The organism is Rhodococcus sp. YH3-3 (genome assembly GCF_001653035.1).
Lineage (GTDB): Bacteria > Actinomycetota > Actinomycetes > Mycobacteriales > Mycobacteriaceae > Rhodococcus_F > Rhodococcus_F qingshengii.
Map to the genome: position 1 here is coordinate 1,260,777 of NZ_BCWH01000001.1, position 15,375 is coordinate 1,276,151.

The window sequence follows — 15,375 nt, forward strand, 5'->3', positions numbered from 1 at the left end:
CCCGTGGACTTCGATCTTCTGGGGCCACTGCCGACCGGCACCACGGTGTTGGAAGCGAGCGCCGGAACTGGCAAGACCTACGCGATCGTCGGACTCGCGACCCGTTGTGTTGCCGAAGGCCTCGCTGACATTTCGCAAGTTCTGCTGGTGACATTCAGTAGGGCCGCCACTCAGGAACTTCGTGAGCGTGCCAGGGAGAGGTTCGCGGGAGTGTCCGCCGCTCTGGTCGACCCGGAGGCGGCGAGGCGGTCGGATGATGATCTGGTGGCGTACCTCGCCACAGCTGACGACGAGGAGATCGGCGTGCGGCGTCGTCGACTCCTGCGCGCTCTCGCGGAGTTCGACGCCGGCACCATCACGACCACCCACAGTTTCTGTCAGAGGATGCTCGACGGACTCGGCATCGCCGGGGAACGCGAACCGGACACAACTTTTGTGGAGTCGGTCGACGACCTGATCAGTGAGGTCGTCTCGGATTTGTACCTCAGCCGCTACAGCCGGACGGACTCGTCTCCACCGTTCTCCACGAAGGACGCGCTGGCCATCGCCCGAAGCGCAGTCGGTGATGGTCAGGCAATTCTCGAACCCGACGGCGAGGAGGAGACCGCACCCGGTCAGCGCGTCCTCTTCGCGGCTGCTGCTCGTGTCGAGGTCGAACGACGTAAGCGGACCAAAGGAATTCGCGACTTCAACGATCTGCTGACGCTGTTGCACGGTGTATTGACGGATCCGGAATACGGTCCCGTCGCGTGTCGTCGGGTGCGCGAAAAGTTCAAGGTCGTGTTGATCGACGAGTTCCAGGACACCGATCCGTTGCAGTGGGACATTCTGCGGTTGGCCTTCCACGGTCACACCACCCTGGTCCTGGTCGGTGATCCCAAACAAGCCATCTATGCGTTCCGCGGGGCAGAAGTCCTGAGTTATCTCGATGCGGTCGATCAGGCGGATGCGCACCAGGAGTTGACCACCAATTGGCGTAGCGACCCAGGGTTGTTGGCGGCACTCGAACACCTCTACGGTGGTGCCGCACTCGGCAACGAAGGCATCGTCGCGCATCCGGTGGAGGCTTCGCACAAGAAGTCTCGGTTGTTCGGCCCGGTGCCGATGCGTGTACGCCATCTGCCCCGTACCGGAGCCGGACCGCTCAATCGTTCGGGATTTCCGGCCGTAGGCAGACTTCGCAGTCGCGTCGCGGACGACGTCGCAGCAGACGTGGTCGCGCTCCTGGGCGGCGATGCCCGCTTGGCAGTCGACGGTGATCCACGCCCGGTCGAACCGGGAGACGTCGCGGTGTTGGTGCGCACCCACAAGCACGTGGCGATGATCCGCGATGCTCTCGATGCCGTCGGTGTACCTTCCGTATTGACCGGAGGGTCCAGTGTTTTCGCGACACCCAGTGCGACCCAGTGGCTGTGGCTGTTGCAGGCGATCGAGCAGCCCCATCGCTCCGATCGTGTCCGGTTGACGGCCCTCTCGCCGATTTTCGGGCGCACCTCCGAAGAACTGGACAAGGACGGCGACAACGTCGTTGCAGAACTTGCAGGTCAACTGCGCTCCTATTCCGGGCTGTTCGCACGCGTCGGGTTTGCGGCTGTGTTCGAAAGAATCTCTGCCGAAACAAACCTGGAGAAGCGTGTACTCGCGGCCCCGTCCGGCGAACGAGATTTCACCGATCTGCGGCACGTCGCACAACTCCTCGGTCGCGTCGCGACCGAGGAAGCGTTCGGGTTGAGCGCACTGGTTCGCTGGCTTTCCGATCGGATCAAGGACCCGACGTCCGGGAGCGCCACCGACCGAAGCCGCCGCCTCGACAGTGACGCTGCCGCAGTGCAAATCGCTACGGTGCATGCCACCAAAGGGCTCGAGTTCCCGATCGTCTACGTCCCGTTCAGTTGGGAGAGCGTTGGCGGCTTCAACTCGCCGACGCAGCTGTTGCACGACCCGGAGGGACGCCGCATCCTCGACGTCGGCGGGCAGGAAGGCCCGGGGTACAACGCCAGAAAGACTGTTGCGGAGGCCGAAGAAGCGGGCGAAGAACTGCGGCTGCTGTACGTGGCGCTGACCCGGGCGCAGTGCCAACTCGTGCTCTGGTGGGCACCCAGCTACGGGACCTCCCGCTCGCCGCTGCACCGGTTGATGCTCGGACGTACACCCGGCATCGCCGAACCTGCTCGGGTAGTGAAGGTGCTCGACGACGGTACAACCGCAGCACGGCTCGCAACCTGGCCGGCAGCAGCTTCCGACGTGATCTCGGTGGAACCTGTTGGTCCCCATCCGCCCTCGCCCGTCCACTGGTCCAGAGCGGCTGCGGACGTGACCGAACTGGCCGCGGCGCGTTTCGATCGAGACCTGGACACTCTGTGGCGTCGTACGTCGTACTCGGCACTCACCGCCGGAGCGCACCACGCGGTCACGACCACGGGCAGCGAGGTCGAGGATCCCGAAAAGGACGACGAGCCAGAGGATTCCGTAGACCTCGGGACCGTTACCCCCTCGCCCCTGGAGGCGTTCCCTTCACCGATGAACGAACTTCCCGCGGGCGCCGCATTCGGCACGCTGGTGCATGAGGTGCTCGAGGTGGTGGATACGGCTGCGGCAGATCTGAGAGAGGAACTCGGGATGCGTTGCGCCGAGGCGGTCTCGGTACGGGCGGCCGAGGTCGACTCCGAAGCACTCGCGGATGCGCTGTATCTGGTGATGCAGACTCCCTTGGGATTCGGAACCTTGGCCACGATCGCGCCGAAAGATCGTCTTCCCGAACTCGATTTCGAACTCCCACTGGCCGGTGGCGACGATCCGGTGTCGATGAGTGTCACACTCCGCGGAGTATCGGAACTGTTGAGGCGCCACCTTTCCTCCGACGACATTCTGGCGTCGTACGCCGACTATCTGGACCGTGTCGAGACGTCACCGATGCGCGGATTCCTGACGGGCAGTATCGACGCAGTCTTGCGGATCCCGGGCCCGTCGTTCGTGATCGTCGATTACAAGACCAACCGGATCGGTCGCGGCGATCTGACGGCTGCCAACTACATGCGTGAACTCATGGCGACGGAGATGATGCGCTCGCACTATCCGCTGCAGGCACTGCTGTATTCGGTTGCACTGCATCGGTATCTGCGGTGGCGCCTGCCCGACTACGATCCGCACCGTCATCTCGGGGGCGCGCAGTATCAATTCGTGCGTGGGATGCTCGGCCCGGACAGCCCGCCGGAATGCGGTGTCTTCGAATGGAAGCCGCCTGCTCAGCTGACGGTTGAACTATCGGATCTGCTGGCCGGTCTTGATGCGTCCCACACGGTAGGGGAGAAGATTCGATGACCGAGGCGCAATTGGCGCAGCGCGCCAAAGGGATCGTGCGAATCTTCAACGAAGCCGGGGTTCTGGTTGCCGCCGATGTTCATGTCGCGACGAGAGTGTGCAGCCTGGGCGGTGAAACTTCCGAAGAAGTGATGCTGGCCGCGGCGTTGGCAGTTCGGGCCGTGCGATCAGGTTCGGTATGCCTCGATCTACGACGGATGCGTGATGTGAGCGTCGACAATGCGACGGAGGAGGAACTTGCGTCGTTGCCGTGGCCCGAACCGTCGGAGATCGTTGCCGCCCTTCGGCTGAGCCCTCTGGTGATCGGCGGAAACGCCGGACCTCTCAGACCGCTCCGGCTGGTCGACACGGACGACGGTGAACTCCTCTACCTCGATCGATATTTTCTGCAGGAGCAGACGATTCGGCGAGTGCTCGACGAGCGGGCGTCCACGTGGCCGCCCGCCGACCTGAAAGCGGTCCGAACGCGGCTGGATTCGCTGTTCGTCGACGAGAACGGGCCGACCATCGCGCCGGATCGTCAACGGATAGCAGCTGCTCTCGCCGCGACACAGTGGACCACCGTCATCGCCGGTGGGCCCGGAACCGGCAAAACCCATACGGTCGCACGTATTCTCGCTCTCCTGTCGGAGGAATTGGGTTCGAATGCTCGCATCGGTCTGGCCGCACCGACGGGTAAAGCCGCAGCACGGCTGCAGGAGTCCGTACGTGAGCAGACCGCGAGCCTTGGCCTTCCCGAAGAACTCGCGGCCATGACCCTGCACCGCCTACTCGGTTGGCAGCGGGGGAGTTCGAGTCGTTTCAAATACAATGCGACCAACAGACTTCCCTACGATGTGGTCGTCGTCGACGAGACGTCGATGGTCTCCCTCACGTTGATGGCGCGCCTGCTCGAAGCCGTTCGCCCCGATGCCCGGCTACTGCTCGTCGGCGATCCCGATCAGTTGACCTCAGTCGACGCGGGCGCTGTTCTTGCTGATCTTGTCGCCCGCCCGGTAAAGGTCAGTGGAAATCCGACGCTGACACAGTTGGTGGGTGACGATCTCACGGCCACTGGTTCCGAAGAGGCATTGAGTGCGGATGAACAGGATCGTCTGCGGGGCGGGATCATTCAACTCTCACGCGGGCGCCGCTTCGACGGAACCATCGCGTCGTTGGCCAGGGCAGTTCGAGCGGGAGATTCCGCTGAGGTTCTGCGTATCCTGCGCAGCGGTGATCCAGCCGTCTCCTTCCATTCGCCCGAGGATGTTGACGCATTGCGCGCCGACATCGTTGCGAGTTCAGAGGTGGTGACGGCGTCGGCCGAGGTGGGTGATGCGATCGGCGCGCTGAAAGGCTTGGAATCGCACCGCCTTCTGTGCGCCCACCGTGACGGACCGTACGGTGTCGGGAGGTGGGCGCAGCAGGCGATGGAGTGGGTCGGCACGGCATCAGGGCAGTTTCTTGACCCGACGCGGTGGTATCCGGGCCAACCGCTGCTCGTGACGGCCAACGACTACGAGGCGAAGATCTACAACGGGGATGCCGGGGTGATCGTGCAGCGTGAGGATGGCGTGCCTATTGCCGCATTCCAGCGGGGCAGTGATGCGTTTCTGATTCACCCGAGCCAACTCTCGTCGGTGCAGACGGTTTACGCGATGACGATTCACCGGAGCCAGGGCAGCCAGTACGACACCGTATCGGTGATGTTGCCGGCCGAGGCGTCGTCACTGCTGACTCGGGAGTTGTTGTACACGGCGATCACTCGCGCCAGAAACCATGTGAGAGTAATCGGCACCGAGGATTCCGTGAGGGCGGGAGTGCAGCGACAGGTACTCAGGGCAAGTGGGCTGCGTCGGGAGATCCGTCCGTACGACGGGCCGTGAAAGTCGGATGTTGCGGATTCTCTTGGTCATTCGTTGTATACGACGAACACCTTGCGTACGGTCTCGGTGACCGTCCACGTACCCTTCCATCCGATTGGGAAGATTGCACTCGTACCGGCAACGAGATGTACGGGATCGCCGTCGTCCTCCTCCACGGTCATGGCGCCGGAGACGATGGTGATGATCTCGCCGCGGGTGAGGAACTCCCACCGCGACTTTCCCGGTTCGCTCTCCCAGACTCCGGATTGAATGCGGCCGTCGTCACTGGTGAACTCGACATCTGCACGAGTGATGATGTCTCCGCCGAGTGGCTCTGCACTGGGTTGGCCGAGCAGTGCTTGCTGGAAGATCCCACTTGCGCTGTTCAACTCTGCGGCACGGAAGGTAATGGTCACAATTCAATCCTGACTTTCGAAACTCATGTGAATCATCGGACTTGTCGATGATGTCGTGTGTCTGCTGAGCCGGGATACATTCACTTGTCGCATCTTTCGGCGTTTCGCTCGTACAGATGTCGAAAGGGTGATCGACCATCATTCAACCGGGGCTCAGGGAACCGTCTCACGCCGAAACATGCCCGAGCCCAGGGAAAACGCCCCCGCGCCGGTGATCTCGAACGGGGGTGATCGGTTGTGTATGAGGGGTTTACGTGGTGGACGCTGTCAACGAGGTGATGAAGCGCTCGGCTGCCGCGTCGACCTCGGCGTCGGGGGTGAGCAACCTCTGTAGCAACAGTCCTCGCAGACATGCGGTTGCGATGATGCTCTGCTGCTTTGCGTCCACCATTGTGAACCCTTCGCGGAGGGCCGCCGCTTCGAGGAGGTGCGCCAAATCGTCGAGGTCGGCGGCGAAATCTTGAAATGCTTTGTGCTCGTAAACCGCAAGTCCGGCCAGGTGAAAAAAGGTGCGGCTTCGATCTTCGTGCTCGGCGTTCGAGTAGAAGGTCCAGATCGCCCTGCACAGGGCCGCGAACCCGAGATCCTTGCCCATCGCGGCGATGACGAGGTTGTCACGGCGGCGAGCTTCCGACAGCACGGCGCTGAGGAGTCCCGGTCGTGATCCGAAGTGATAGGTCAGCAGCGTGTGGTGCACTCCGAGTCGTTCCGCTACTTGGCGCATCGACAGCTTCGGGCTTGGGCCGGTTTCACCGAACTCGTCGAACAGTGCCTGCAACAGTCGCTCTCGACCCTCCCCAACCGGCGATCTCACGCTACCTCCATTGACGGGTTCACCACTGTTGAGTACGGTACCGCATATCGAATTCACCAGTGTTTAGGAGAGTGGTTTCCAATGCTCGGGAGGTCCCTTTGACTGACGTATGGTTTGCCGGCGGCATGGTCGCGGATGGATCGGGCACCGACCCGGTCGAAGTCGACGTGTGCGTGAGCGACGGCATTGTCACCGCGATCGGACAGGCGCCGTCGGGTTCGACCACGGTTGACTTGGACGGCATGCTTCTAACTCCGGGGCTCATCGATGCCCATGTCCACCTGGGCATTTCGAGTCCGATCCGAAGGCAATTCGGGTTTGAGCTCTCGGCAGCCGAACTGGCTGCGGGCATCTTCGCCACCGCGGGCCATGCCCTCGACGCGGGCTTCACCACGGTGCGAGACGTCGGTGGCATCGACGGCGGAGTCGTCGACGTTATCGCGAGCGGCAAGGTGCGTGGTCCGCGCGTCCTCTCGTGCGGTCCTGTGCAGTGCCAGACCGGTGGACACGGCTACTACGGGGCCGCGTGGGAGCCGACCGAGCTGTGGAACATGCACCACATTCCCGGGCTCTGCGCCTTGTCCTTGATGTCGGGTAATGCCGACGAGCTACGACGCAACGTGCGCGAATCGTTCCGCCGAGGCGCAACATTTCTGAAACTGTGCGTCACCGGCGGTGTCGTCGGAGGCCATGACAGCCTCACCGACACACAGTTCACCGTCGAGGAAATCTCCGTGGCAGTGGAAGAAGCAGCGTCGCGCGGCACCTACGTCACGGTCCACGCGCACAACAATGCGGGCATTCGCAACGCGGTGCGGGCCGGCGTCCGGTGCGTGGAACACGGCACCGACATCGATGCGGAGACGGCCCAGCTGATGCGGGAACATGACGTGGCACTTGTCCCCACCTTCGCCGTGGTCGAGCAGTTGGCGGACACCGAAAGCATGGACCTGGACCCGGCAATACGAGAGCGTGCAGCCGGAGTGCGTCAACGCATGGCCAGAGCGCTCGAGGCCTCTCGCGCAGCAGGCCTGAGGATCGGCCTGGGCTCGGACCTCATCGGGCCGCACCAAAAGCGCCGAGGTGAGGAGTTGCACTTGCGCGCGGAGTTGGAGTCGCCGATGCATGCACTCGTTTCGGCCACCAGCGTCAATGCCGACATTCTCGGTATCGGGGAAAGCGTCGGGACGATCCGCGTCGGTATGCAGGCGGACATGGTTGCCTGGCAGCAAGACCCACTCCGAGACGCAAAGGTGTTCGCCGATCCGGACATGGCTGTTCTCGTCGTGAAGTCCGGAAATATCGTCAAGGGAGACGTTCGATGAGCGCAATGCTGCACGGATGCTTTGCAGACACGGAGTACTTCGAAATCACGGCGAAGTCGGGGTACAGCTACGGCATCTGGGTGACCACACCCCCCGGCTACGCGGACTCCACGGATCCCTTACCGCTGATATACGTGATGGACGGCAACTGGGCTGTAGGTCTTACCGCCCCGCTCATCGTCACGCAGGCAGACCCGTATCTGACGATCGCCCCGTACATCCAGGTCAGCGTCGGTTATGCCGGTGAAGAAGCTGCCAACTGGGCACGACTACGCAACCGCGATCTCGTGCCGCCCGGGGAACCGGTAGGCGAAGAAATGATGGCTACTCTTGCCGCTGCTCGCGACTCGGGTGCAATGACCCAGGAGTATGTGGACGCCTACCTCGAGGAGCTGGCAGACACCCACGCGGACGTCTTCCTCGACTTCCTGACCAACGAACTCCACCCTCGCCTGTACTCGTCGGAGCTACGTGTCAGCGAGTCCGGGCACGGACTCTTCGGGTACTCGTACGGAGGCCTTTTCGCCCTCTACGCATGGCTGCGCGACGCGCCCCCATTCGCGACCTTCGGTGCGGGTAGTCCCGGAGTTGTGAACGCCGACAGCCAGATCCACACACTGGTCGAGGCACTGCCCGAGCGTGGCGTGGGCTCAGTTGTTCCGCAGCTGCACGTCACGCTGAACGAAGCCGAACTGACTGGACCCATTCCGATCTATCGCGGACTGTCACGCAACGTTCTCGCCGTCGTGGAGCAGTTGCATGGCAAGGGACGGTCGCAGGATGTTTCGACCGCGTTGTTGCACGAGACGCACGTAACCGGGCTGCAGGCATCGTTCCTGAGCTACTTGAAGAGCTGCCATGCACGTTAGCTCTCCGTCCCGGAGGCGATGTGCCGCTGACACGTTCTAGGGCGATTTTCCGTAGACGCCGTTGAAGGAGAAGTCGGCTGTGGGTGTCCACCACGTGGTGGACACCCACAGCCGTGTCTATTCAGTTGTCGCGGCTATCGATTCTCCAAGCCGGACAAGACTTCTAACCCATGACCGTCCCGGTCGACTCGGCATTGGGTGCCCGAAGGCGGGAGAATGCGCCGAGGTCGATTTCGAGCCCGGTGTGCATCCCGACATAGGTCAGGGGATCAGCGTCGTGATCGTGTCCAGCTTCCACCTGGTCGATGATCCTGGACATGAGGCGCCCAGCGATGGGCGCATTTTTGAATTGGTTCCCGCTGGTGCCCATGGCGACGTAGAAACCTTGCCTGTCTGTCTTGTCATAGATCGGGGTCCAGTCGGATGCTGCGTCGTACACGCCGGCAATACCTTTCGGTTGTGACGGGACCTCCAGGGTGGGGAAACGCCTGGCGGCGCGGAAAACCTGCGCTTCGAACCGGGCAACAGTGCGATTCGGGTTGGCGGTATCAGGGTCGTCGATCCACTCGAGCGGATCGCAATCCGGTTCGGTTCCGCCGACAAGGAAACCGTTTCCAGGTTCGGCTCGCATGTAGGTTCCGAGATCCAAATCGGCGATCATCGGGCCGAGGATCTCGTCGTCGTTGTAGCCAGTGGGTGCGGTGACGTGATGAACTTCCTGGCGCAAGGGCCGAACCGAAACCTTGAAGTCGGCCCCGACGTTCGACAGCTTGTTGAACGCTCCTGACCAGGGGCCGGCGGCATTGACGACAATCTTGGATTTCACACTTTCCCCGTCGTCGAGCCCTAGCTGCCAGATGCCGTCAGGCAACTGCTCGACTGCCACTACACGCGTGTTGTATGCGAAAACCGCACCGTGCGAACGTGCTGCCGCAGCAAGATTCGCGGCAGCCAGTTGCGGGTCGTCGACGAACCCCGCCTGAGGTGTGTACAGCGCGCCGAGCGTGGTTTCGGCATCTGCGAAGAAGGACTCCGAGTCGACTGGCTTCGGAGGATAGTATTTGCCGGCGTCGATACCGGGAATCTTCTCGACGAGTGTCGTTGCGTCCCAAAGCTGGTAATCGATTCCTATCTTCTCGAATAATCCGATCGTGCGCGCGTGGGGCGCGACGTCGACATCGAGCAGTGCCATCCCGCATTGCCGAAACTTCGCAAGCGCGCCGTCGACTGTCGCGTTGAGATGCTCGCTCCAGTTTTGCCAGCAATGCAGCGACTCCCAAGCCGCAGCCATACCGTCGAATGTGGAGTAGTTGAACCGGATAACCGCACTGGATGCACTGGTCGAGCCGTAGCCCGGACCACCAGACTTGTCGATGACCAGGACTTCGTAGCCTCGAGCGGCCAGTTCGTAGGCGATGGAGCTGCCGATCACTCCAGCTCCGACCACAACTGCATCGGTCTTGTCGGTAGGCACTTTCGGCCTCTCTTTCTACTGATGGCTTCGCCGGATCGAAAGCACAGTTGTTCGATCCGGCAAGCTTGGGTTCTGGTAATTCCGACGCCGTCGACTTCCTCTGGAGAGCTTCATCCCGACTTCTCGGATTCGGCTCTGCCTTAATGAATTTGGCACCTGAAAGTCCAGAGGTGTTCGTCGTCCTCAACTCTCTCGTGGCGGCCATCGGAACGCTATCGACAGCTGCGCAAAAAATCACAGCCGTGGCGCGTCCGTTGTCAGAAATGCTTCGTCGGGCTGCCCTGCGTGGCAGACCAGTTTTTCGTTTCCGGAATCCCTCGCCACAGAATGGGAAGCGCGATCAAAGCGATGGCGGTCGCATAGAAGGCAGGCGACAGATCGCTTCCAGTGGCGTTGACCAGTGCTGCGCACACCAGAGGAGCGGTCCCTGCAAAAAGTGCATATGCGATGTTGTAGGGGATTGCCGTGCCGGTGAATCGCGCATGCGTCGGCATCATTTCGAGAATTACGAGCAAAGCGGACGCGAGTAAGGAAAGCGCGAGGACCAGAGAAGCCAGTGCAACGGCAATCGCGAAAATGTTTCCGGTACCGATGAGCATGTAGCTGGGCACCGAGACGAAAACTGACATCACCATGCCGATTCTGACGAGTGGCCTCCGGCCGATTCGGTCGACTGTGGCGCCGAAGAAGATGAACAGCGGTACTGCGAGAACCAAAGCGCCGGTTGTCATCAGCAGTGCAACCGTGCTCGGAACATCGGCTGAGAGAACCAGAAATGTCGGCATGTAGCCGAGCAGCATATGAGTAACGACACCGAGCGAGGCGAAGTACACGAAGGACGTGAGCAGAGTCCGCCAGTGATTGCGGAACAGATCTGCGAGTGGGCGGTTTGGAAGGGAATCGTTTTCTTGCATTTCCTTGAACGCCGGAGTCTCCTCGACGGCAAGCCTCATGAACAGGCCCACCATGGCGACAACGCCTCCGATGATGAACGGCCAACGCCATCCTCCGTCGGCGAAGTGCTCAGCGCCGACCGAGCTGAATGACAAGACTGTGACCGTGGCCAAGATGCTGCCGACAAATGACGAAGAGCTGATTATCCCTGCGTACAAGCCTCGGCGGTGGGACGGCGCATGCTCGACGACGAAGGTGGCAGCTCCGGTGTATTCGCCCCCGGCCGAGAATCCTTGAACCAATCGGCACAGCAGCAGCAACAGCGGTGCGGCAACACCGATCGAAGCGTACGTCGGTAGGAGACCGATTGCCGCTGTCGAGCAGCCCATGAGCGTAATTGCCAGGGACAATGATCTCCGTCGGCCGAGGCGGTCACCAAGCCGTCCGAAGAATATGCCGCCGGCAGGTCTGGCCAAGAAGGCGACTCCGTAAAGAGCGAAGGTGGCAAGCAGTGCGCCACTGCCGAACTCCGGAGGGAAGAACACTGTCGCGAGAACTGCGGCAGTGAAGCCGTAGATCGTGAAATCGAACCATTCGACGATGTTGCCTGTCGCCCCGGCGATCAGGGCCCTACGGCGCGCCGATCGACGTCCAGGTGACGTCTCGGTTTGATGCTCTACAGGAGCATTTGCTGTGCCGGTCATGATGATTCCTCTCGGGATATGCTGAATGGCAACGGCTTTGCGATATCACGGTCACCGATGTCATTCGAGGTATTCGACATTGAAAGAGGTCGGTGGGATTCGATGTTGAACTGGCGACCGAAGGTCGTTTGTCGATTTCGGGTCGGAGGCGACTTCGTCTGAGGGAGATCGTGCCGGCCGGCCTCGCTCCCCATTACGCAAATCCCACGGCTGCAACAGATCTCGTCACTGCCACGTCTGCCGGTTTGCGGACCGAGTGAAGACGTCACGGGTCTCGGGTGCTTGGCATGAAGCGAGCCTATGGTGCGAAAGTTAGTTGCATCACTGTCATGTGTTCAATTTTCTACGTAGAAATTTGGGCATATGTTGCAAACCGGAGAGGGGGCTCGTACAGTTCGACCATGGTCGGAGAACTGCAGCATTTGGTGGACACTACCGGGCGCCGACTGGACCGTTCCGTTGCGATCGATGATGTACAGATTCGTCTGCTCGCGTACAACTCGCATGACAGTGCCGTCGATTCAGTCAGAATGAATTCCGTTCTACAGCGGAATGTTTCACGCGAGATCGTAGACTTCATCTACGCGAGTGGAGGCCGTGAAGCCCTCGATCTCTTCACTGTTCCCGTCAACGAAGAACTAGGGCTGACCCTTGGCCGGGTCGGGATGCCGATCCGGTACCGCAATGCGCTGCTGGGCTTCGTCTGGCTGTTGACTTCGGAGGGCGAAGTTGACGAGGATCAAGCCGAGGTCTTGAGGCGCACGGCTGATGCGGCAGCGATGATCCTCCACCGCGAACAGTTGCTGGACGAGTTGTCCCGAAGTCGGGAGCGGGAACTTACTCGAGACGTCCTGTCGGGCGAGCGGTCGCTGCGCGAGGACGCGGCAAACAGGTTGGCCGAGGAGGGCTTGTTGGCTGCGGGTCCAGCAGTCGTGGTCACTGTGTTGCTCCGTCCTGGCGACCAGTCGACATTGACCGAAAGAGATCGTCTGAGTGTTGCCGTCGGCGTCGATCAGCTTCGACGGAGGCTCCCGCGGAACAGTGCAATCCAACTCGACCGCCCCGACCACAGTCTGTTGATCGTATCGGTGGCCGAACGCTCGACTCAAACCCATCTGGACTCGCTGATCGTGGCAGCCCGGGAGCGAGTCTTGTCTGAAAGTGGGCGCCAGAACATCGAATGTTGGGTCGGTATCGGTGAACCGCGAACCTCGGTTGCACACGTGCGCGAATCCTACGAAGAGTCCAGACGTTCCGCAGATGTGGCCCAGGTCGTCAAGGTGCTCGGAAATGTTGTGCGTTATCGGGATCTCGGCGTCTACGGACTACTGGCCGAACTGTCGGAGGATCGACTCGAGAACAGTATTCACTCAGGTTTGCAGTCCTTGCTCAGCCATGAGGACTCGAAAAGTGAGGCTCTTCTCGCGACGCTGGAGAGCTTTTTGGACAATGCCGGTGACGTAAAGCGAACGTCAGAGGCGCTCTGTGTGCATCGAGGGAGCTTGTACTATCGCTTGCGGCGAATTCAGGAGATAACACGAGCAGACTTGGCAAACGGCGACGACCGGTTGGCCTTGCATTTGAGCCTGAAAGTCGCGCGGCTGTTGGATCTCCGATGATCCCGATCCGAGAAGAGGGGACTGCGGAAGAATCCAGCGGCTCAACGTAGTTGGCGGCTTTCGATCGTCAAGCATGATGGTTCTGGGGTGGGAAAGGAAGCGCGTCGTACATCGGCCGGGGTGGGTTGGCTTGACCTGCTGAGACGTTCATACGTTTGATCGGGCACCTTCTATCCTCCTGTCGGCAGATGCGGCGGAGTGCAACTTTTTCGGGCATTGAAAGTGCAGAATCGTCCAGATGGGTGTCGAGCTGCGTGAAGAACGCGCGTTTTTGCAAACCGAAATGACGACGAATTTGGTCTGAGTTCGGTCCCCCGGTACGCAGATGTTCGCGCGCGAACTGGACTATTTGTTGCCGACTGCAAACAGGGGATCTAGCATCCATTCGCGTTGGCTCCCTTTATCGTTGGATTGGATCAGATACCTGAGTCGGTGCGATTCGTATGCACCCCTTCACCGCAGGTCTGGTCTGATCTTTCCGAAGTCGGAGTCGCGAAGATACATGCAGTTGTTCGAGATCGTTCCCCCGAAATTGAACAAACGCGCCAGACTGGATTGTGGCCATCGAGGCTGTACGTCTATCCATTTGCTGGTTGCTGAGCCGGCTGGTCAGTACGACACTGAACCGGTGATGTTGCCGGCCTATCGCCAAACGGTGAAGTGGTTTTGCCAGGAGAACGACACGTTTTTGCCGGCATTCGAGACGACGACTCCGCGCGGATCGACCTCTGGCGGAAGGGGGACCGACCACATCATCTTTCCGTCGCGAGCCCTGATCGAATGCATGCCGGTGTAGTCGCTGAAGACGAAGTGATCGCCATCAGTCGCACCGCTTCGAACCCAGTACGCGTCTTGCCAGGGTGTTTGCCACAGTTGTCGGCCACTCTCGACGTCGAGACCCGAGATTGTGCGGGTCTCCGGCGACGTGACGAGGATTGTTTTTCCTACCACTGCGGCGATGGCGCTTCCTGTCCCGGCCGTCGCGGTGTTGACGATTTGTGAACTGCGCCAGAGTTCGTCACCCGACTCCGGATCGTAGGCGCCGTCGCCGAGAAACATCGGCACCGCCGTCGAGGGCTTACTCGGGTAGGACGACGATGAGTACGAGGGAATCGGTATCGCACGAATCGTGGATCCGTCGGAAGCCAAGAGGTTTTGGGTTCCGGCATATCCCGACCGGCCGCCGACACTGGTGAGGAACAATCCGTTCCCGGTAGGGACAAGCGAATCGCCCTCGAATCGGAATCGCTCGGCGCCGGACTGCAGATCGTAGATTCGATAGCGGTACTGCGGGTCCCCGCCGTCGCCCTGTTCCATCGCAATGACAGTGTCGGTGTGAGGGACCGTGTAGACGGCTCCGAACTTCTCACTTGGTTCGAAGGTACGCACGAAGTTGGCAGTCAAATTGGTTGTGGTGCCGCTGGCAAGAATTCGTGTTCGAACCGTTCCGTCCATCCTTTCGCCGGACGTGTACACGGTGTTTCCGGCGATGGTGGCGCCATTGAGATCGAAGTCGGTTCCGAGGTCGGACATCAGAGTTCCGGTCGCGGTATCGACAAAGATCATCCGTCGATCGCCCCAGCACGCGATGATCGTGGATTCGTTCTGCTGACTGCACTGGCCGATGACTCCGCCGATTCGCGTTTTCCACAGCGGACTTCCGTCGTCGGGATTCACCCCGACGAGTGTGACGGCACCGACTCCCTGACTCGACGAAGACTCGTCGGTCTTGGGAAGCGGATAAGCAGTCGCGGCCACCAGCACGTCACCGACTTGGTACGTGTTGCCGTAGCCGTAGTAGCTATCGAGCGTGGAAGGCATCGACAGCAGCACGTCCCCGGGGTTGTCCGTGAGCGCTCGGACATCGAGTTCCCAGGCTTGTTGCGGAGGATCGGAGAGGTCTACGTCGACAACGCCTTGCTCGACGATCGGACCGCCTGTCTTCTGCTTCGGCCATGCCGCATCACTGGAGTCGGAGATTACCGATACGACGATGAACGCGATCGCCACGAGCAATGCCAGTCCGAGTGCGACCAGTTTCCAATGTTCCTTCAACCGAAGCTGCATCGAAAGACCGTAACCGATCGATCAAACT

10 protein-coding genes are annotated in these 15,375 nt (G+C 60.9%); 5 read left to right on the forward strand and 5 right to left on the reverse strand.

The window, feature by feature from the left end:
• Positions 1–3 precede the first annotated feature (3 nt).
• Together YH3_RS05935 and recD are read left to right on the forward strand one after the other, a co-directional pair.
• Positions 4–3,321 carry a UvrD-helicase domain-containing protein gene (locus tag YH3_RS05935; RefSeq protein ID WP_064443110.1) on the forward strand — a complete coding sequence of 1,106 codons (3,318 nt, stop codon included), beginning with the start codon at positions 4–6 and terminating at the stop codon, positions 3,319–3,321.
• Complete coding sequence (gene recD, locus YH3_RS05940; RefSeq protein ID WP_054188060.1) at positions 3,318–5,186, forward strand: exodeoxyribonuclease V subunit alpha; 1,869 nt, start codon at positions 3,318–3,320, stop codon at positions 5,184–5,186. The genes YH3_RS05935 and recD overlap by 4 nt, the downstream gene beginning before the upstream one ends.
• Before the next feature lie 26 nt (positions 5,187–5,212).
• Here the strand turns inward: recD and YH3_RS05945 are convergent, their stop codons facing one another.
• Together YH3_RS05945 and YH3_RS05950 are read right to left on the reverse strand one after the other, a co-directional pair.
• Positions 5,213–5,581, reverse strand: coding sequence for a cupin domain-containing protein (locus tag YH3_RS05945; protein WP_007734139.1), 369 nt, complete (start codon positions 5,579–5,581; stop codon positions 5,213–5,215).
• Positions 5,582–5,831: 250 nt separating this feature from the next.
• Positions 5,832–6,395 carry a TetR/AcrR family transcriptional regulator gene (locus YH3_RS05950; RefSeq protein ID WP_007734140.1) on the reverse strand — a complete coding sequence of 188 codons (564 nt, stop codon included), beginning with the start codon at positions 6,393–6,395 and terminating at the stop codon, positions 5,832–5,834.
• Positions 6,396–6,493: 98 nt separating this feature from the next.
• On the opposite strand from YH3_RS05950, the gene YH3_RS05955 reads away from it, so the two are divergent.
• Both YH3_RS05955 and YH3_RS05960 read left to right on the forward strand, forming a co-directional pair.
• Positions 6,494–7,720: an amidohydrolase family protein gene (locus tag YH3_RS05955; RefSeq protein WP_238592526.1), complete on the forward strand. Its 1,227-nt coding sequence runs from the start codon at positions 6,494–6,496 to the stop codon at positions 7,718–7,720.
• Positions 7,717–8,589, forward strand: coding sequence for an alpha/beta hydrolase (locus tag YH3_RS05960; protein ID WP_064443112.1), 873 nt, complete (start codon positions 7,717–7,719; stop codon positions 8,587–8,589). Before YH3_RS05955 ends, YH3_RS05960 begins: the two co-directional genes overlap by 4 nt.
• A gap of 163 nt (positions 8,590–8,752) precedes the next feature.
• Here YH3_RS05960 and YH3_RS05965 read toward each other — a convergent pair whose 3' ends face one another.
• Positions 8,753–10,063: an FAD-binding oxidoreductase gene (locus YH3_RS05965; protein WP_042449434.1), complete on the reverse strand. Its 1,311-nt coding sequence runs from the start codon at positions 10,061–10,063 to the stop codon at positions 8,753–8,755.
• Positions 10,064–10,320: 257 nt separating this feature from the next.
• Entirely contained in the window at positions 10,321–11,661 is a 1,341-nt protein-coding gene (locus YH3_RS05970) for an MFS transporter (RefSeq protein WP_042449436.1), read from the reverse strand.
• A gap of 401 nt (positions 11,662–12,062) precedes the next feature.
• On the opposite strand from YH3_RS05970, the gene YH3_RS05975 reads away from it, so the two are divergent.
• Positions 12,063–13,280, forward strand: a complete 1,218-nt coding sequence (locus YH3_RS05975; RefSeq protein ID WP_003945591.1) for a CdaR family transcriptional regulator — start codon at positions 12,063–12,065, stop codon at positions 13,278–13,280.
• 642 nt (positions 13,281–13,922) lie between these two features.
• Here the strand turns inward: YH3_RS05975 and YH3_RS05980 are convergent.
• Positions 13,923–15,347 (reverse strand): PQQ-binding-like beta-propeller repeat protein, encoded by a 1,425-nt coding sequence (locus tag YH3_RS05980; protein WP_064443113.1) that lies wholly within the window; start codon positions 15,345–15,347, stop codon positions 13,923–13,925.
• Positions 15,348–15,375 lie beyond the last annotated feature (28 nt).